The 18,184-nt window shown below is 66.9% G+C and carries 18 protein-coding genes and 1 tRNA gene; 9 read left to right on the plus strand and 10 right to left on the minus strand.

Annotated elements, in window-relative coordinates; genetic code table 11:
• Together IE122_RS11795 and ftsE are read right to left on the minus strand one after the other, a co-directional pair.
• On the minus strand, positions 1-921 hold the full coding sequence (locus tag IE122_RS11795) for a cell division protein FtsX (RefSeq protein WP_189621369.1): 921 nt from the start codon (positions 919-921) through the stop codon (positions 1-3).
• Positions 918-1,631 (minus strand): cell division ATP-binding protein FtsE, encoded by a 714-nt coding sequence (gene ftsE, locus IE122_RS11800; protein ID WP_189621370.1) that lies wholly within the window; start codon positions 1,629-1,631, stop codon positions 918-920. Before ftsE ends, IE122_RS11795 begins: the two co-directional genes overlap by 4 nt.
• 148 nt (positions 1,632-1,779) lie before the next feature.
• Between ftsE and IE122_RS11805 the strand changes: the two genes are divergently transcribed.
• Together IE122_RS11805 and IE122_RS11810 are read left to right on the plus strand one after the other, a co-directional pair.
• Complete coding sequence (locus IE122_RS11805; protein ID WP_189621371.1) at positions 1,780-2,631, plus strand: MJ0042-type zinc finger domain-containing protein; 852 nt, start codon at positions 1,780-1,782, stop codon at positions 2,629-2,631.
• A gap of 126 nt (positions 2,632-2,757) precedes the next feature.
• A tRNA-Leu gene (locus tag IE122_RS11810) sits at positions 2,758-2,844 on the plus strand.
• A gap of 185 nt (positions 2,845-3,029) precedes the next feature.
• On the opposite strand, the gene IE122_RS11815 is transcribed toward IE122_RS11810, so the two are convergent.
• Together IE122_RS11815 and IE122_RS11820 are read right to left on the minus strand one after the other, a co-directional pair.
• Entirely contained in the window at positions 3,030-3,749 is a 720-nt protein-coding gene (locus IE122_RS11815) for an anti-sigma factor (protein ID WP_189621372.1), read from the minus strand.
• Positions 3,746-4,234, minus strand: a complete 489-nt coding sequence (locus tag IE122_RS11820; protein ID WP_189621415.1) for an RNA polymerase sigma factor — start codon at positions 4,232-4,234, stop codon at positions 3,746-3,748. The genes IE122_RS11815 and IE122_RS11820 overlap by 4 nt, the downstream gene beginning before the upstream one ends.
• A gap of 83 nt (positions 4,235-4,317) precedes the next feature.
• Here IE122_RS11820 and IE122_RS11825 point away from each other — a divergent pair, with 83 nt between their 5' ends.
• From IE122_RS11825 to IE122_RS11845, 5 genes are all read left to right on the plus strand, one after another.
• Positions 4,318-5,562 (plus strand): S8 family serine peptidase, encoded by a 1,245-nt coding sequence (locus IE122_RS11825; RefSeq protein ID WP_189621373.1) that lies wholly within the window; start codon positions 4,318-4,320, stop codon positions 5,560-5,562.
• A gap of 95 nt (positions 5,563-5,657) precedes the next feature.
• A complete protein-coding gene (locus tag IE122_RS11830; protein ID WP_189621374.1) occupies positions 5,658-6,536 on the plus strand; it encodes a hypothetical protein in 879 nt (292 codons plus the stop codon).
• A 208-nt stretch (positions 6,537-6,744) separates the two neighbouring features.
• Complete coding sequence (locus IE122_RS11835; RefSeq protein ID WP_189621375.1) at positions 6,745-8,877, plus strand: TonB-dependent receptor; 2,133 nt, start codon at positions 6,745-6,747, stop codon at positions 8,875-8,877.
• Entirely contained in the window at positions 8,877-9,935 is a 1,059-nt protein-coding gene (locus IE122_RS11840) for a PepSY-associated TM helix domain-containing protein (RefSeq protein WP_189621376.1), read from the plus strand. Before IE122_RS11835 ends, IE122_RS11840 begins: the two co-directional genes overlap by 1 nt.
• A 49-nt stretch (positions 9,936-9,984) precedes the next feature.
• Entirely contained in the window at positions 9,985-10,245 is a 261-nt protein-coding gene (locus IE122_RS11845; RefSeq protein ID WP_229814067.1) for a hypothetical protein, read from the plus strand.
• A 166-nt stretch (positions 10,246-10,411) separates the two neighbouring features.
• Here the strand turns inward: IE122_RS11845 and IE122_RS11850 are convergent, their stop codons facing one another.
• From IE122_RS11850 to copC, 6 genes are all read right to left on the minus strand, one after another.
• Complete coding sequence (locus IE122_RS11850) at positions 10,412-11,335, minus strand: DUF7064 domain-containing protein (RefSeq protein WP_189621377.1); 924 nt, start codon at positions 11,333-11,335, stop codon at positions 10,412-10,414.
• Positions 11,336-11,404: 69 nt separating this feature from the next.
• Positions 11,405-12,904, minus strand: coding sequence for a phosphotransferase family protein (locus IE122_RS11855; protein WP_189621378.1), 1,500 nt, complete (start codon positions 12,902-12,904; stop codon positions 11,405-11,407).
• Positions 12,905-13,063: 159 nt separating this feature from the next.
• Positions 13,064-14,521 carry an aldehyde dehydrogenase family protein gene (locus tag IE122_RS11860; RefSeq protein WP_373299135.1) on the minus strand — a complete coding sequence of 486 codons (1,458 nt, stop codon included), beginning with the start codon at positions 14,519-14,521 and terminating at the stop codon, positions 13,064-13,066.
• On the minus strand, positions 14,518-15,795 hold the full coding sequence (locus tag IE122_RS11865; RefSeq protein WP_189621380.1) for an NAD(P)/FAD-dependent oxidoreductase: 1,278 nt from the start codon (positions 15,793-15,795) through the stop codon (positions 14,518-14,520). Before IE122_RS11865 ends, IE122_RS11860 begins: the two co-directional genes overlap by 4 nt.
• 213 nt (positions 15,796-16,008) lie before the next feature.
• Positions 16,009-16,863: a copper homeostasis membrane protein CopD gene (gene copD / locus IE122_RS11870; protein ID WP_189621381.1), complete on the minus strand. Its 855-nt coding sequence runs from the start codon at positions 16,861-16,863 to the stop codon at positions 16,009-16,011.
• A gap of 7 nt (positions 16,864-16,870) precedes the next feature.
• Positions 16,871-17,248: a copper homeostasis periplasmic binding protein CopC gene (gene copC / locus IE122_RS11875; protein WP_189621382.1), complete on the minus strand. Its 378-nt coding sequence runs from the start codon at positions 17,246-17,248 to the stop codon at positions 16,871-16,873.
• A gap of 191 nt (positions 17,249-17,439) precedes the next feature.
• On the opposite strand from copC, the gene IE122_RS11880 reads away from it, so the two are divergent.
• Complete coding sequence (locus IE122_RS11880) at positions 17,440-17,718, plus strand: hypothetical protein (RefSeq protein ID WP_189621383.1); 279 nt, start codon at positions 17,440-17,442, stop codon at positions 17,716-17,718.
• Entirely contained in the window at positions 17,718-18,182 is a 465-nt protein-coding gene (locus IE122_RS11885; protein ID WP_189621416.1) for a periplasmic heavy metal sensor, read from the plus strand. The genes IE122_RS11880 and IE122_RS11885 overlap by 1 nt, the downstream gene beginning before the upstream one ends.
• The last annotated feature ends 2 nt before the right edge of the window (positions 18,183-18,184 follow it).

The raw sequence follows: 18,184 nt of genomic DNA on the forward strand, positions 1-18,184 counted from the left end.
TTACAGCATTTTGCGCAAGGCGTGCAGCACCGTCAGCCGCGCGGTCATCATCGCCAGCAGCGTCGCCATGACCGGGACCGCCGCGATCAGCAGCCAATCGGTCCACACCAGCGCGCCGTTATCGACCAGCCCCGCGCCCAACCCGTCGAACCGCCGGGCGAGCGAGAGGATCACCACCAGCGCCAGCCCCAGCCCCAGCGCCCCGCCGCCCGCCGCATCGAAGCCGATCGAGCGCTGGAATTCACGAGCGACCTGATTATCGGTTCCGCCCAGCAGATGGATGATCTCGATCACCTCGCGATGCGTGCCCAGCGCCGAGCGCGAGGCGAGCAGCACCGCCGCCGCCAGCGCCCCCGCCAGCAGCGCGACGAGCGCGATCGACAGCACCTGGAGCGAGACCATCGCATCGAACACGGGCTTCAGCCAGTTGGACTGGGCATCGATCCGCGCGCTCGGCGCGACCGGGCGCAGCGCCCGTTCGATCGCCGCCAGCCGGTCCGGGCTGGCAGGCCCATCGAGCCGGACGTCGATCAGCGCCGGAACCGGGATCGCCAGCCCGCCGTCGTCGTCCGTACCGGTGCCCAGCCAGGGCTCGATCAGCGCATCGACTTCGGCCTGGGGGACCTGCCGGAACCCGCGCACCCCTTGCATCGCCCCCAGCGCGGTTGCGGCGGCGCGCGCCTGGCTGTCGCGCACATCGGCGCGCGGTTCCAGCAACTGCACGGTCACGCCGCCGTCGATCTCGGCCTTGGCGGCGAAGATGGCATTGCCCAGCGCCAGGCCGCCGGCCAGCGCGATCGCCGTCATCGCCACCATGATGGCGATCACCCAGGGCATCGGCCCGGACATCCGCGCCTGCGGGAAAAGCTGCACGTCGCTGCCCGCGACCACCGAGCGCAGCCGCCCGGACAGCGCGTTCATGCCGGTGCCCTTGGCGGATAGCGCAGCGCGCCGGTGGGGTCCGACAGCCGGCCCTTGTCCAGCCGCATGATGAGACTGTCGGGCACTTTCCGGAGCAGGTCGAGATCGTGGGTGGCGACCACCACCGTCGTCCCTTGACGGTTGAGCATCTCGAACAGGCGCAGGAGTTTGAGCGCCATGTCCGGATCGACGTTACCGGTCGGCTCGTCGGCAACCAGGATCGCGGGCTGGCCGATGACCGCGCGGGCGATGGCGACCCGCTGCTGCTCCCCGCCCGAAAGCGTTGCCGGCCGCGCATCGACCCGGTCAGCCAGGCCGACCCATTCGAGGATGTCACTGACCGGGCCGGCAATGTCCCGCTCCTGATGCCCGGCCACGCGCAGCGGCAGCGCGACGTTATCGAACGCGGACAGGTGCGGAACCAGCCGGAAGTCCTGGAACACCACGCCGATGCGCCGCCGCAACTGCGGCAGGCGACTGCGCGGCATCGTGATGGCGTCGGTCCCGAACATGCGGATCATGCCGCGCGACGGGCGCTGGGCGAGGTAAAGCAACTTGAGCAGCGAGGTCTTGCCCGCGCCGCTGGCCCCGGTGAGGAAATAGAAACGGCCGGAATAGAGGGTGAACGACAGGTCGCTCAAAACCTCGCGGTCAGTGCTGTAGCGCAGCCCCACATTGTCGAAATGGGTGATTTCCCCGTCGGCTTTCATGCGGCCTTGCGTGCTTTTCCCGTATCCCGCGCAACCGGCGCTGCCGGGGCTATAGCGCTGCGTGAATGTGGAAAAAAGCCCGATGCGGCGCGAACCCACAGGTCCGGTGCTTGTCGCGGGCGCATCTGCCGTGCTTAGGAGGGCGATCATGATTATCGCATGCCCTGCCTGCTCGACACGCTACGCCGTGCCGGATAGCGCGATCGGTCTGGAAGGCCGGACGGTGCGATGCGCCAAGTGCCGCCATAGCTGGTTTCAGGAAGGCCCCGAACTGGAGCTGGCGGCAACCACGGCAGTGCCTCCGGCCGCACAGGCTGCCAGCGCGCCGCCCCCGACAGCGCCGCCGGTATCGCGCCCCGTCCCGGCCGCTGCTCGCCAGCAGGAGCCTGTGCCGGCCCCCGCACCCGCTCCGGTCCAGCAGCCCGCCCCTGCGGATGACCTCTGTGCCAACCCGGTCAGCGCGCATCGCCCCCGGGTCTACGACGATGTCGCCGAAGGCCCCGGCGCGCGGCGCTATCGCAACGACGATGACGGCCGCTCCAGCTTCGATCACGCCCCCCCGTTCCGCCCGCGCCGCAACTGGACGCGGATCGCCACTTACGCGTCGGCGGTGTTCGCCGTGGCGGCGCTGTCGCTGGCAGCGGCGGTCGCCTGGTTCGGCGTGCCCGACTGGCTGCCGCTGCCGCGCCCGGTGTTCGCGCAGGCACAGGCCGACCTGCAGCTCAACTTCCCCGCCCGCCGCCAGGACCGTAAGCCGCTGCCTGACGGGACCGAGTTCTTCAGCGTCAGCGGCACGATCAGCAACATCGGCCAGCAGACCCGCGCGGTCCCCTCGCTGCTGGTGGTGCTGCGCGACAAGCGCGAGCGGATCGTCTACGAAAAGGAACTGGTGCCGCCCAAGGCGAAGCTGGCCCCTGGCGAGGCGATGACCGTCAACGAAGCGCTGACCGACATCCCCCGCGCATCCGCCGCCGCCGAAATCGGCTGGAAGCCCGACTGACCGGCCACCCCGCCGCTGCCGCACCGCGGGCGAATAATGTTGCGACTTGCGCTTGCAGCCCCCCGATCCCTTTGCTAAGGGCCCGCTCCTACCACGGGGCCGATCGAAAAGGCCCCGTTTGACTGTGCGGTCGTGGCGGAATTGGTAGACGCGCAACGTTGAGGTCGTTGTGGGCGAAAGCCCGTGGAAGTTCGAGTCTTCTCGACCGCACCAGTATGTATCCGGCAATAGCCTAAATCTACGATTTTGTACGATGTTAGGTGGGCCGGGGCCGGTCTTCCGGCTCCGCCGTTGATCAGCCCGGCGATGAGGCGCTCGGCCTCGTCGGCCCGCGTCACGAGCGATCAGACCCTGATACAACTTCCAGCATATGTACCCGCGCAAGACCGAGTGGCGATCTACCGTGGCTGCCGCGACCGCCATCCCTGCTGCGCCGCTTGCGCTTCTTGCTCGGCATCGAGTGCGTCGCCCGCCGTCATGTCTTGAGCGGCGGTCATGATCGCCATGTTCGCGCCGCCGGCCTGGCGATATTCGGTGGCGCTGCCTTTGGCCCCGACCAGCATCTTGATCAGCCGCCATCCTCGCTCATCGCGGCAGGCAATGCCCGAGCTGGCCTGGCCGCTGAAGCCGCGGCAGTATTGCCCCTGCTTGTCCTGGAAGGTCAGCAGGACGCGGACAGGTGCGTCGGCTGGCTGGGTGGCGACGAACTGCCTGTCGAGCGCCTGGACAAGGTCGCCCTCGGCATAGCTGTTGCCCTTCGGCCGCAAGCCGAAGCCGATGAAGGCTAGGACGAGCGTGGCGGCGAGGGCCGGCCCGACGTAGCGTGCCCACCGCGCCGGCCAGGTCGGCGTGCGACGACGCTGCGCCTGCGCAGCGAGGTCTATGATGCTGGAGGTCTCTTGATCTGCGCGCAACACCATCTGGCGCAACCGATCCGGTATCGGCTGCTCGGCGATCGGCGCGAAGTGTGCCGAGAGCCTCGCGCGCAGCGCGCGATGTGTGGCGAGATCAGCCTGAAGCTGTTCGTTGGCGGCGATTTCCGCTTCGACCGTCCGCGCGGTCGCGGCGTCGAGCTCGCCGTCGGCATAGGCGGCGAGGAGTTCAGGCGAAACGGTCATGCGGCTTCTCCCAGCAGCGCGAGCAGCGCATCGCGGCCGCGCACCAGGCGCGAGTTGAGCGTTCCCACCGGGCAGCCGACGATCTCGGCGGCCTCCTTGTAGGAATAGCCCTCGACCATCACCAGCAGCACGGCCTCGCGCTGTTCGACAGGCAACTTCACCAGCGCGCGATCGACATCGCTAAGCTCGACCGCCGCCTCCTGCGCACCGCTGCCGCCGATGCAGAGGCCAAAGTCCTCGTCGACGAAGGTCTTGCCGCGCCGCGTCGCCGCCCTTGCCTCGTCTATCCGGAGATTGCGCATGATCCGATACATCCAACTGTCGAGCCGCGATCCCGGCAGCCACTGCTCGCGGCTGCGCAAGGCGCGCTCGATCGTCATCTGACAGAGGTCGTCCGCATCGGCAGGGTCGCGGGCGAGCCCGGACGCGAAGCGCCGCAATCGCGGCAGCAGTTCCAGAATGCCCGCGTGGAAGTCCTGCGTCAGCGTCGTTACCTTTCTCGCCGGATTAAACGGACAAGCGGCTTCGTTTCATCCATGGTTCTGTACAATTTTTTCGGAAAAGGCCTATGCGAAACCTGCCAGCGATCCTGATGGCCCTTGGTATTGCCGCTGTCGCCGCTTGCGTTGCCACTCCCGTTGCAGCCCAGCTCGGCGTGCCGGGGCTCGGCGGAGCGGTGGGCAATGTCCTTGGGACCGTGGATCGCGCGCTCGATCCGGTCGAGCAGGCCACCCGGCAAACCGTCGCCGGCGCGACCATGCTGGCCGAACGGCGCGTCGCGCGGCTGAGCGATCTGGTGCGCCGCAATCGCGACAGTATCGAGTTAGACGACGGGGGCAGTCCCGCGCGCAAGGGCGAACTGCTGCTGCTCGATGCCACGGATGCGGACATCGCCACGGCCCAGGGTGCAGGCTTTACCCTGCAGGGGCGCGAGACGCTCGGCGAGCTCGGCATCGGCGTCGTCCGGCTCGGCGTACCCCATCGCATGCCGCTGGCCCGCGCACAGGAAGTGCTGCACAAGCTGCTGCCGCAGGCGACAGTGGCCCCGGACAATATTCATCTGCCCGCAGGCAGCTCTGCCGGCGCGGCACGAGGCCCGGGAGCCGGCAGCGCTCCGGCGATCGATACCCAGGTCGGTCTCATCGACGGTGGCGTTGGATCAGGTGCCGCAGCCGGGCCGGTTCGCGGCTTCGTGACCGGCGCCCCCCGCGCCAGCGACCACGGCAGCGCCACGGCGTCGTTGCTGCGCAGCGCAGGCGTGCGCCGTATCGCTGTCGCCGACGTCTATGGCGACGATCCCGCAGGGGGAAACGCACTGGCGATCAGCCGGGCGCTCGACTGGCTTATTGGCATTCGCGCGCGCGTGATCTCGATCAGCCTGGTCGGGCCGAGAAATCCGCTGCTCGGCCAGGCCATTGCCGCCGCGCGCCGCCGCGGTGCGCTGATCGTTGCTGCGGTCGGCAATGACGGCCCGGCCGCGCCCTCGGCCTATCCCGCATCCTATCCCGGCGTCATCGCGGTCACGGGCGTCGATGGCGACAATCGCGCGCTGATCGAAGCCGGGCGCGCGCTGCACCTCGATTATGCGGCACCAGGTGCCGACATGGTCGCGGCCAATGCTGCGGGAAAGTGGGTGCGCGTGCGCGGTACGTCCTATGCAGCCCCTCTGGTGGCAGCACGCGCGGCCGCACTGGCCTCCGGCGACAACACTATATCCGCGCTGGATCGTGAAGCCGTCGATCTCGGACGCAAAGGACCGGATCCGATCTATGGCCGCGGCCTTGTTTGCGGCTCTTGCCGGCGCTCGGAATAGAAAATCGTACGGCGCATGGATTAAACCGGAGCTGGCCGTCGTTCGCTCAGTGGAAGCCACATGCGCTCCACGAAATCGAGCGAAAGGATAGCACAATGCGCAACATCTTCATCATCACGACGGCGCTGATGCTTACGACTGTTCCGGCCCATGCCCAGCTTCTGGGGGGCGGTGGCCTGGGCGGAGCTCTGGGCGGTAGCCTGAACGGCACGATCGGCGGTACCCTCGGTGGTGCAAGTCCGGTCGGTTCGACCGTGGACTCGGTCCGCTCTTCGACCAGCGGTACGCTGCGTAACACCGGTTCGACCAGCGGCAGCCAGAGCGTCAACCGCAAGAGCGGCGCGGTCCATGCTGACCGCAGTGCCGGTGCCGCCGGCGGCGGCGATATCGCCCAGACGGTCGCCACGCCGACCCGCATGATCGGCGGCGATGCCTCGGGCCATGCCAGCGGCAGCGGCTCGGGTAACCTCGACGCGCAGTTGCTCGGCACCGACGCGGTGCGCAGCACGGCGCAGTCGGCCCGCGCTGCCGCGACCGGTGCGGCTTCGTCCGCGCGCGGCACGGCCGCCGGCACCTCGGGCGGCGCACTCTCCATGACCGGCGGTCTCACCGGCAGCCTCGCCGGAACGCTTTCGGGTTCGGGCAGCGCCTCGGGCTCGGGTGGCGGCACCGGCGCGCTCGGCCCGATCAGTGGCGACGGCGAAGCCAGCGGCTCGGGCCAGGGCGGCTTCCAGGTGACCCGCGGCATGCCCGTCCTCGCGCCCGATGGCGAGCGCATCGGCAAGGTCCGCCAGCTCTTCACCAACGGCCGCGGCGAAATCCAGCAGATGCTGGTCAAGGTCGGCGATTCGACCGCACTGCTGCCCGCCACCAACTTCTCAGCCAGCGGCAATGCCGTGATGTCAGCGATGACGCAGGGCCAGATCCAGCAGGCCGCGCAGCAGCAGAGCGATGGTTCCGGGAACAACAAGTAGGTCCTCGCCACTGTTTCTCGGGGTGCCCGCCAAGGCGCTCCGGGGGATTATGTTTGCCCATCTCCGCCGCCGAGGGCCGAAGCCATTATCAGACTGAAGCCGGAGGGGGTGCTCCCAGAGGGAGACCTCAAATAATGCTAATGCGAGTAACTTGCATTTATGCGAGGTGCCGCTAAGAGACCTCCCCACTAGGGAGGTCCAGAAATTCATGATCCGCCATTCGATCCTTGTCGTGCCGCTGTCTCTGTGTGCGTGCCCTGCTTTCGCGCAGGATACCGGTCCGGAAGAAAGGATCGTGGTGACAGCGGCGCGTACCGTGCTGCCGATCAACGCCCTGCCCCTCACCGTTGATGTTATCGACAACGCTGCGCTCAGCCAGCAGGTGGCCATCGGTGGCTCGATCGTCGACGCCGTTTCCGCGCTGACGCCTTCGTTCTCGCCCACGCGCCAGAAATTGTCGGGGGCGGGCGAGACGCTTCGCGGCCGTTCGCCGCTCTACGCGATCAACGGCATTCCGCAGACGGCACCGCTGCGTGATGGTGCCCGCGACGGGTTCTCCATCGACCCGTTCTTTGTCGATCGCGTCGAGGTAATCTACGGCTCCAACGCCCTGCAGGGGATCGGCGGCACTGGCGGCATCGTCAACCAGGTGACTGTCGGCCCCCCGCAGCACGACGGCCTGTCCGGTCGCGTGCTGGTGCAGGGCAATTCGGACACCGGGTTCAGCGGCGATGGCATCGGCGGCAAGTTGGCTGGCCTTATCGGCTGGCGACAGGGGCAGGTCGATGCAACGGTTGGTGCCGTGTTCGAGAAGCGTGGCGTATTCTACGACGGACACGGCGGGCGGGTGGGCACTGACCTTACCCAGGGCGAGACGCAGGACAGCCGGTCCTGGTCGGTCTTCGGCCGCTTCGGTTACGCGGTGTCGGACACCGCGCGGCTGGACCTCATGATCAATCGCTTCCAACTGAAGGGCGAAGGCGACTACGTCGCGATCGAAGGCGATCACACGAACGATGTGCCTACGACATCGGTGCGCGGCATCCCGCCGGGCGTGCCCGCGACAAACCGCACCGAGAGCGCTGCACTGACCTATACGGACACGAACCTGTGGGGCGGAAACCTGACGCTCCAGGCCTTCTTCAACCGCTCGCGGGATACGTATGGCGGTGAAGTTGACCCGATCGCAACCTTTCAGGATGCCGCACTGGCACCGATCGGAACCCTATTCGACCAATCGCAGAACCGTAGCCGCAAGTATGGCGGCAAGTTCTCATACGAGCGCAAGGTACCAGGGCTGGAAGCGCTGACCGCTACGCTCGGGCTCGACGTGCTTTACGACAAGACCGAACAGCGCCTGATCGCCACCGATCGTTCGTGGGTGCCGCCAACGGAATACCGCAGCCTTGCCCCGTTCGCGCAGGCCAACCTTGCCCTGCTCGATGACAAGCTGCATCTCGCAGGCGGCGTGCGGTACGAGGACGTCCAGATCACGATCGCCGACTATCGTACACTGGCCAGTTATGGAGGCGGCTTCGCAGTTTCGGGCGGCACGCCCAAGTTCAGCGACACGCTGTTCAACGGTGGCGTCATCCTTGAGCCCTGGAAGGGCATTCGTGCCTACGCCAGCTATGCGGAGGGCTACACGGTACCGGACGTTGGCCGCATTGCCCGCGCGGTAAACAAGCCCGGCATCGACATCGACGACTATGTCAACATCAGCCCGATCGTCTCGAACAACCGCGAATTGGGCGTCGAACTGAAACGCGGACCGCTTGACGCCAGCGCCGCCTACTTCTGGTCTACGAGCAAGAACGGCTCGCTGCTGGTCCAGAGCGGCGGCGTGTTCGAAGTGCAGCGCCAGCGCGTGGAGATACAGGGGCTCGAGATCAATCTCTCGGCGCGGACGCCGGTTCCAGGACTGACGCTCTCGGCCGGATATGCCCACCTGATCGGCCGCACCGACGGGTCTGCCGACGGCATCGAAAAGGTCGACCGCGATCTGGATGGGGCGAACATCTCTCCCGACCGCTTGAATCTGGCAGCGAGTTATCGACGGGGGGCAGTATCTGCGCGCGTCCAGACGCAGTTCTTCCTGTCGCGCAAATTCGAGCGGACGCCGGGCAACTACGACGACACCTACAGCTTCGGCGGCTACAACGTGACGGACCTTAGCCTGCGCTACGACACGCCTTTCGGCGGGCTGACGCTTGCTGCGCAGAACGTCTTCGACGCCTTCTACATCGACTATTACACCCAGACGGTGCGCCCGACCGACGACGATCATTATTTCGCCGGGCGCGGTCGTAACTTCACGCTCGGCTGGAACTACCGGTTCTGATGAAGCTGCTCGATACCCTCCATCGCTGGACCGGCGGGCTCATCGGCTTGCTACTGGCTGTGGTGGGCCTGACCGGCGCAATCCTCGTCCATCGCGACGCCTGGGTCGTGCTGCCGCACGCGAGCGACGCGCAGGTGCAGGATACGCAGGCGCTGGCGGTTGCGACTGCCCGGATCATGGAGACTGCGGCACCGCAGTTGCAGTCGCTCACTTTTGCCAACGCGGGCTTCGGGCTCGATCGGCTCGCCTACCGCGATGGCAGCGGAGCCTATGTCACGCAGGCGGGCGATCCGGTGGAGAGTTGGGACAGCCAATGGGTCCGGCCCGAGTTGTGGTTGTCTGATTTCCATCAGCATCTGTTCGCCGGCGAGGAAGGAGAGACCGTAGTCGGTATCGCCGGTCTCTGCGGCCTGTTCTTCGTCGTCAGCGGCATGGTCTTGTGGTGGCGGACGCGCCGGACCTTCGAATTTCGCCTCTGGCCGGCGCGGTTGACCCGGCCGTCGATCGTCCGCCACCATCGCGATCTCGGAATCCTGGTCGCGCCATTGCTCATGCTATCGCTGGTGACCGGCTCGGTTCTGGTATTCCGGCCTCTGGCTTCCGTCGTCATGGGGCCGGGAGCGCGGGCCGAGATCGAGAACGCGCTCAAGCCGCCTGCGGCAAAGGCAGCGCACCTTGCCGGCGATCCTGACTGGGCCGAGATGATCCGTGCCGCGCGGGCACGCTTCCCCGACGCCGAAGTGCGCAGTCTGTCCCTGCCCCGCGCCGGCAACGGGCTCATCACGCTGAGGATGCGCCGCCCCGACGAGTGGTTGCCGAACGGCCGCACGGCAGTGTGGTTCGCCGCCGATACCGGACGCATCGTGGCAACCCGCGACGCAGCCGATCTCCCCGCAAGGGTCAGTGCGTACAACGCGCTCTACCCTGTCCATGCCGCCAAGGTTGGCGGACTGCCATTCCGGCTGGTCATGACCACGTCTGGTCTGGGGCTTGGCCTGTTGGGGACGTTCGCGGTCTGGACATTCTGGTTCAAACGGCCTCGGGCAAAGGGCAAGTGACCGGAAGCCGGATTTGAACTGCCTCCTCCCGGACGTCCAAAATCGATGGTTGAGCGTCTGCAATCGGTCGGGTGTACCGGACCCGTTCACCGATAAACAGATCGCCCGCGGCGGGACGAATTACTGGCGCGCGGTGGTGATCGACGGCGCGTTGGAGAGCAACGGCATGGTCGGCTGGAAACAGCATCTCAGCGAGGCGCAGGCCGACGAAATCCGGGGCTATGTCTCGGGCGAGGCGACTGCGCTGAAAAAGCGTGGGTCGAGCGCTGCAGAACCAAAGCCGCCGGAATCCGCTTCGCCTGAGCAGTGAGGCAAGAGGTGGCGTGCCCGTCTTTCGCGACGCCATCACACCTCACACCGGACTATCGAACAATCGCGGCGGTCCGCCATGGGAATCCCGAAGCCATTGTCGCCGCAAGTGACGCATTTGCCCGGCCATCAGTTTCGAGCGCCCCGGGCGGCTCTCGCTACGGCCGTTAGCCGAAGCGCGAGACATATTCCTTGGCGAAGTCGAAATAGCCCTTGTTCCATGCGAATTCGCAGACGCCCACGCCCGGCTTGCCGTCGAATTCCAGCGTGGCGCAGCCGGTGTTGATCAGGCTCTGGCTGTCGTGCGAGGAGGTCAGCACGCCGAACATCGTGTAGGCAATGTATGATTTGCGGCCGGCATCGTCGGTCACGGTCACATTGAACGTCTTTTGCAGCATATCGTCGCCGTAGACGAAATCGTATTCGACACGTTCGATATGCCGCTGCTCGCCGTCCTTGAACAGGAAGCCGCGCAGTTCGGTGCGGCCGAAGCCCTGCATCTCGAAGAAGTGCATCGAGCTGTCGCCGGTGGTGGCGTGAATCCATTTGTAGTGCTGGTTGAGGCCCCAGACGCGCGGCCCCCAACTGTGATCGCGGACCATGAAGCCCTCATGGTGAAGCTTGCGTCCGTCGAGTTCGAGGTCGGCGATGATGCGGCCATGCTGTTCGGTCCGGTTGTCGCCGAAATAGGGCGGATTGCCCTTGGGGTGCGAACCGAAGGCATAGGCCGGATGCGTTGCGGTCATGCTGCCTTTGAACCGGATACGCTCGCCGTTCCACGCGATGTTGACCTGTTCCAGCGGCTCGGCAATCTGCATGTGCAGCGGGCCGTGGTGCCAGTCGTCAAAGTTCATGTCGTCGGCAACCGGGCTTTCGACCACCTCGACGATCTGCTCGGGAAAATCCGGGCTGAAAAAGCAGGCGGTCGACTTGCCGATGCCGGTGCCGAGCATGGTGGGATAAATGAAACCGGCGATGTTGTGCTCCGGCATCAGCAGGATATGCGCCAGCGATTCGCGCCCTTCGGGGGCCAGCTTGTGGCGGAAGGCGTGGTCGGTCGTCGGCTGGCCAAGCGGGGGAGTGGCAGACATGCTGGTGTTCCTTACAGGGGCGCGCGCGTTACTCGCGCAAGTAGTGTTAACGAGGTCGTTTCGCCGGGCTCAGCCGGCTGTGCAGGCCAGCGCCTGCTTCATGAATTCGGGCGTGATGCCAAGATCGAGCACGGCGTAGCGGATATCCTGATGCGCCCGTTCCTGCAGGTTGCGCACGCCCTTGTTGAAGATCACGCACAGCCGCATCGCGGCGAAGGCCATCGTGAAGTCCATCGTCGATGCGTCGACCTCGGGTCCGCCGCTGGCGCGGTAATGCGCGACGAAACGGTCCCAGTCGATATGCTGCGAAATGATCGGCCGGACATAGGCAAGATCCTGCTCCGGTGCGCCAAAGTTGGAGCATTCCCAATCGAGGATGCCGGTGATCTGTCCGTCCACCGCCAGCAGATTGTGGACATTGAAATCGCCGTGCACCAGCACCGGGCGGCGGGGGTCGGCAGGGACATGGTCGGCCAGCCAGTCCAGCAGATAGGTGACGAAGGGTGACGGCAGATGGCCTGCCTTGCGATAATATTCCTTCCACTCGACGATCTGGCGGCGATAGCAGCTTTCGATCGTGTCGGTGGCAAGCGCCGGGCTCTCGAAGCGTTCGATAAAGCCTGAGAACCGGGCGATATCTATCCGGTGCAGCCGGGCCATGTGTTCGGCCAGTTGCAGCAGGATGCCTTCCGGGATGGCGGCGCTGGCCGCGCCCATGAACGAGCTGGGTACGGCACCGGGCAGGGCCTGCATGACGTAGAAATCGGCATCGACGCCGGGGAAATCCTTGGCCAGCCACAAGGGTTCGGCCAGCGGCAACAGACCGGTGGCATGAAGTTCGCGGAGCAGGTGAAATTCCAGATCGACCATGAAGGTGCCCTTGCGCACCATGGGCACCGGATCGCTCTTGCGGACGATCAGCGCGCGTTCGCTGCCGTTGCCCTCGCGGATGCGGGTGCGGAAGGTCTGCTTGCCGAAACCGCCGGAGATCGGCTGGAAATCGAGCACCTCGATGGCCGCTCCATCGGGGTGCACGCTGCGCAGGAAGCCTTCCAGCAGATCGCGATCGAGCGGGCTGCCGGGCGGAACCGCGACGGGGGTGCCGGCAGGCACGGGCATGTCGCGCTGGGTCAGCGGATAGTGCTGGCTCCAGCGAGCGGCATCGAGCAACAGTTCCGACAGGGTATGGCGTGCCGCAGCGTCCATGGACGCGCGCCGGTCGGCCAGCACATCGGCCAGCGCCGCGATCCGGGCGGTCAGCGCGTCGTGTCGATGGGCAAGCGCGGTGAAGCCGGTGCCGCCGTCCTTCGCCTCTGCATGATCCGGCGCGACGGCGATGCCTTGATCCGCCGCAAAGCGCGACAAGCGCGCCGCCAACAGGTCCCCGGCCACCACCTGGGCCGATAGCACGAAAGGCGATTCAGTTTCGCGTTTGATCAGTTCGCCCAGCACCTGGGCGAGCATGGCAGCCGCGCCCTGCGCGTCCTGGGAGCCCAGTTCCGGCGCGATCTTGCTTTGCAGGGTGTGCAGCGCGACGCGCAGATAGGTGGCGTTGTCGGTTATCTTCATCGCGTCTCTTCGCTCAGGCTTGCGATGTGAAGCACACCATTGTCAGATCGCGCAACCCATCCCGATCGAAAACGAACCCCGCCTCCGACAAACGATCTTGTAGAACGAAAGTCTGCAATGTCGACGGCTCGTTTCCGGCAAATTGCCGGAGCTACGCCTTCAGGCGGGTGCGTATCCCAGGATGGCTTTGGTTTCGAGGAACTCCTCCATCCCCTCCACCCCGAACTCCCGGCCGTTGCCCGATTGCTTGTAGCCGCCGAACGGGGCCTGCGGGTCCCAGGCGGGGTAGTTGATCAGCACCTGGCCGCAGCGGATGCGGGCGGCGGCGGCGCGGGCGGCGTCGATGTCCGCCCCCTGGACGTGCGCGCCGAGGCCGTAGACCGTGTCATTGGCGATGGCGATGGCTTCATCGAGCGTGTCGTAAGGCAGGATGACGAGGACCGGGCCGAAGATCTCCTCCTGCGCGATGCCCATGGCGGTGTGCACGTCGGAGAATACGGTGGGGCGGGCAAAGAAGCCGGCGTCCAGCCCATCGGGATGGCCGGGGCCGCCACAGACCAGCCGCGCGCCTTCGGCCATGCCCATCGCGATCATCGCCTGGACGCGGGCATATTGCGCAGCATTGGCGATCGGGCCGTGCGTCGTCGCCTCGTTCGTGGGATCGCCGATCGTGAAGCTTTCGACCATGCGCCGCGCCAGCGCTTCCACTTCGGCGAGCCGGGCGCGGGGGACGATCATCCGGGTCGGAGCGCTGCAGGACTGGCCGACGTTGCGCATGCAGGCGGCGACGCCTGGCGACACCGCTTTGTCCAGATCGGCATCGGGGAGGATCAGGTTGGGCGATTTGCCGCCAAGTTCCAGAGCTACCCGCTTGACCGTATCGGCCGCCGCCTTCGACACCAGCACGCCGGCGCGGGTCGAACCGGTGAGCGAGACCATGTCCACTTCGGGATGGCGGGCTAGCGCTTCGCCGACCACGGGCCCGGTGCCGGGCACGAGGTTGAACACCCCGGCCGGAACGCCGGCATCGGCGATCGCCTGGACGAACAGGGCAGCGCTGAACGGGGCCAGTTCGCTGGGCTTGAGCACCACGGTGCAGCCCGCCGCCAGCGCCGGGGCGACTTTGGCGGTGATCTGGTACAGCGGCCAGTTCCACGGGGTGATCAGCGCGCAGACCCCGATCGGTTCACGCGCGATGGCGGTGGGGCCGCGCCGGTGCAGGAACGGATAATCGGCGAGGTTTTCGATCGCCACCCGCACATGCGCCAGGGCGAACGGCAGATGGGCCGTGCGCGCAAAGGTGATCGCCGCGCCCATCTCCAGCGAGATCGCCTGCGCGAAGCTTTCCGCGCGCTCTTCCAGCAGCGCCAGCAGCCGTTCCAGCAGCCGACGGCGCTCCGCCGCGGGGGTGGCGGACCAGCCGGGAAAGGCCGCGCGTGCGGCGGTCACGGCAGCATGGACATCGGCTTCATCGCCCAGCGCCAGCGAGGCGACGACCACCTCGGTCGCCGGGTTCACCACATCGAAGCGCTGCGTGCCGAGCGGCGCGCGCCATGCGCCGTCGATGAACAGCCGGTCGAGCAGACCCTGAGCTTCCAGCGCGGCGGCGGCGGTCACGACAGCATGTCCTTCAGGCGGAAATAGCTGCCGACGATCGGCATGAACCACGGCTTGCCGAAGTATCCGGGTATCGCCGGCCAGGCCATGTCCTTCCACGGGTTGAGATCGACATTGCCGTCCATCACATCGGCCATGATCTGGCCCATCTGCGTCGCCATCTGGTTGCCATGGCCGCTATAGCCCATGGCGTAGTATACCCCGTCGCGCTGGCCGGCACGCGGCAGGCGGTCGCGGGTCATATCCACCATCCCGCCCCAGCAGTAATCGATGCGCGCATCGGCTAGTTGCGGGAACACATCGATCATCGCCTTTTGCAGAACACGGCCGCTCTTGACGTCGGATGCCGGGTTGGACGCCGCGAAGCGGGCGCGGCCGCCGAACAGCAGGCGATTGTCGGGCAAGTGGCGGAAGTAGTTCACCACGTTCTTGGTATCGACCATCATGCGCTTGCGCGGCGTGATCGCGGCCACGACATCGGCAGGCAACTGTTCGGTGGCGATGATGAACGCACCGACCGGGATGATCCGGCGGCGCACCCAGCCCAGCGGGCCGACCTTGGAAATGCCGCTGCCCAGCAGCACCTGCCCGGCATCGATGCTGCCGCGCGGGGTGGTGATCGTGAAGCGGCCCGAAGGCTGGCGACGGATGCCGGTAACCGGAGTATTCTCGAACACGCGCGCGCCGCGCCGGGCAGCGGCCTCAGCCATGCCGCGCACGAACCGGCCGACGTGGAGACCGGCGCTCTTGCCGAAAACCATGCCGCCGTAATAACGCTCGCTGCCGATCTCGCCGGCCAGATCCTCACGGCTGAGCAGCCAGGTATCGGGATCGGCATGCGCGGCGAGCGCTTCCTGCGCGCGGGCGATCTTGTCGAAATGTTCGGGACGCGCCGCGACCTTGAGCTTGCCGGTTCGCGCGAAGCTGCAGTCGATCGCTTCTTCGCGCACGATCCGCTCGACCGTATCCACCCCGGCATCGAAGGCATGATACAGCGCGGTGGCGCGTTCGTGGCCGAACTTTTCGGCCATCATACGGTAATCCTGCGCAAAGCCGTTGTTGCACATGCCGGCGCTGCGCCCCGATGCCTGCGCGGCGATGACCTCGGCCTCGCACAGCACCACGTCGGCCCCCTTGCGGGCCAGCGCCAGCGCTGCCGAAGTCCCGGTCAGCCCGCCGCCGACGACTACAACGTCGGCGCGTTGCCCCGGCTCGAACGGGACGCCGCCGGAAAACGCGGGGCTGGTGTCGAGCCAGTAGGATGTCAGCTTCACGAACCGTTCTCCACACGCAGTCGGATCAGACGGGGCACGGGATGCCGCACGCCGGGGACAGGACAATTTCTAGTCGGCGGGATCGGCCGGATGTACCGCAATCGGGCCACCAACCGCAGATCGTGCCAAACTGGACCGCTGCAACCTGGGCGCGTTTTGCGGGGCACAGGCCATGCCGGGCCGGACCTTGCCGCAGATCGTGCCGCGCCGGGATCAGCCCGCGCCGGACGGGTCGAGGGTGCCGGCAAAGGCAATGAGGACGAGGATCAGCAGAGCGCAGGCGGTTTCGAGCATCAGCGAGCGCATCAGTCGCGGTCGGGTCTGCACCGGCGCGATCTCCGCCGCAGGGACCAGCCGCCAGCGGTTGTGCGCGGCAAAGCCGAGCATGGCACAGAACAGCCCGATCTTGGCCGCGATCAGCAAGGTCCAGGGGCCGCGCGCCGACCAGCCGGACACGCCGGTGATGAACAGCGCATTGGCGGTGCCGGTCACCACCAGCACGGCTACGACCACGGTGCCGGTGCGCGCAAAGCGCCCGAGCGAACCGATATCGAAGCGGCCGCGCAAGCCTGCCGCCAGGAACGCGAACAGTGCGCCCAGCCACAGCGCGGCGGCAAGGAGGTGGGATACATCGGCCATGCGATGCAGCGTGCCGGAAATGCCCTCCGCGGCCCCCGCATGCCCGCTCCAGGCAATGCTGGCGAGGGCGATCACGCCGGCCAGCGCCAGCACCGCCGGGCGCGGCAGCACCAACGCCGCCAGCGCGAAGGCGGCCAGAGCGCCGAGGCGGACCCATAACAATAAGCCCAGCGGCGTTGCATCAAGCACGGCCTGCACCGTCGCCCCGTCCAGCGCGCCGATCGGCAACGCCGCCATGGATGCGATAGCGGCGAGCGTCCACCACAGGCTGGTGAGCAGAGCGAGAACCGCCAGCGCCACCAGCCCGCCGCGCGCGCGGCCCGAAAAGGAACGACCGCCGTCGCACAGCCGATAGAGCGGCAGTCCGGCGGCGGTCATCAGCAGCAGGTAGAGCAGCGCACGCGCTGCGGCGAGGCTGCTCTCTGCCACGGTGCGCTTACTTTACCGAAAAGGCGTAGCTGCCCTCGATCCGGTGCTGGTCGGCGGCGACCGCGTGCCAGTTCAGCTTGTAGCTGCCCGAAGGCAGCGCGCGCGGCAGGGTAACCTTGAGCGTCTTGCCTTCGGTCTTGGTCGTAAAGCCCTTGATCGGCATCGGCGCGTGATCGGACATGCCGGGCATCCCGGTCATGGTCAGTTCGATCCCGCTGAGCGGGCCGACCAGCGTTTCGCTGAAGTTCAGCGTCAGCACGGTCGGCTTGGCAACGGTCGCGTCGGCCGCCGGAGTGGCGGAGACGAGCTTGGGGTGGGCCATGGCGATACCCGGCAGCGTGGCGAGGGCAGACAGGGCAAGCGCGGCGAGAACGGTCTTCTTCATGGGGGGGCTCCTGATGTGCGATCCGAAGGGCCGCTTTTCACGGACCATTACGCTGCCCCCGCGCCCATCCCTCGCCGCCGGTGAAAAAAATCGTTAGGGGTTCGGGCAGGCTAAGGGATCGGCTGTTTGCCTGCGTAACACCGGCATAAGGGCAAGGGCCCGCAAGCCCGGCCGATAACGGAGAACAGTGGATGGCACATAACAGCGACATGCTGGACGATGCGCTGGCAAGCCTGCGCACGCTGGCCGCGCCTGCCCAACTGGCGGCGATCGATGACGGCGTGATCGGGGGCCTGCGCACCCACCTGCACGAACGGGCGACCGCGCGACGCAGCCTCTCGCTCGCCTGCGCGGTGGCGGTGGTGGTCGGGCTTGGCGGCGGCGCGGCGTTTCCCTCGCACGCCGCCCGCGCCGATGCGACGCTGCTGGCGATGCCCGCCAGCGCCCCGTCGCGCCTGCTGGGCGAATGATGCGCGGCGCGGCGCGCTATGTGCTGGTCGCGCTGATCGCCTTTGCGGTGGCGCTGCTGGCCGCCAAGGCATCGCAGGGCCTGTTCGCGCCGCCGACCGGAACCGGCCGGCTCCACGCATTGATGCACGAACAGCTCAAGCTCGACCCGACGCAGGATCGTCGCATCGACCTGCTGGAAGCCGGTTACGCCGGCCGGCGCAAGGCGCTGGAAGCGGATCTGGACGCTGCCAATGTCGAACTGGCCCAGGCTATCGCCCGCGAACATTCCTATGGTCCGGCCGTAGAGAAAGCGGTCGATCGATCGCACCACGCAATGGGTGAACTGCAGAAGGCAACGCTCAGCCACGTCTTCGCCATGCGCGCGGTGCTGCGGCCTGATCAGGCAGCGCGGTTCGACATCGAGGTGGCCAAGGTCCTGACCCCGCAGCCGGAAAGCAACCCGGGCCGGGACGCGGCTGAATAGAG

The sequence above is a fragment of the Novosphingobium colocasiae genome, from assembly GCF_014652555.1.
In the GTDB taxonomy this organism is placed as follows: Bacteria; Pseudomonadota; Alphaproteobacteria; order Sphingomonadales; family Sphingomonadaceae; genus Novosphingobium; species Novosphingobium colocasiae.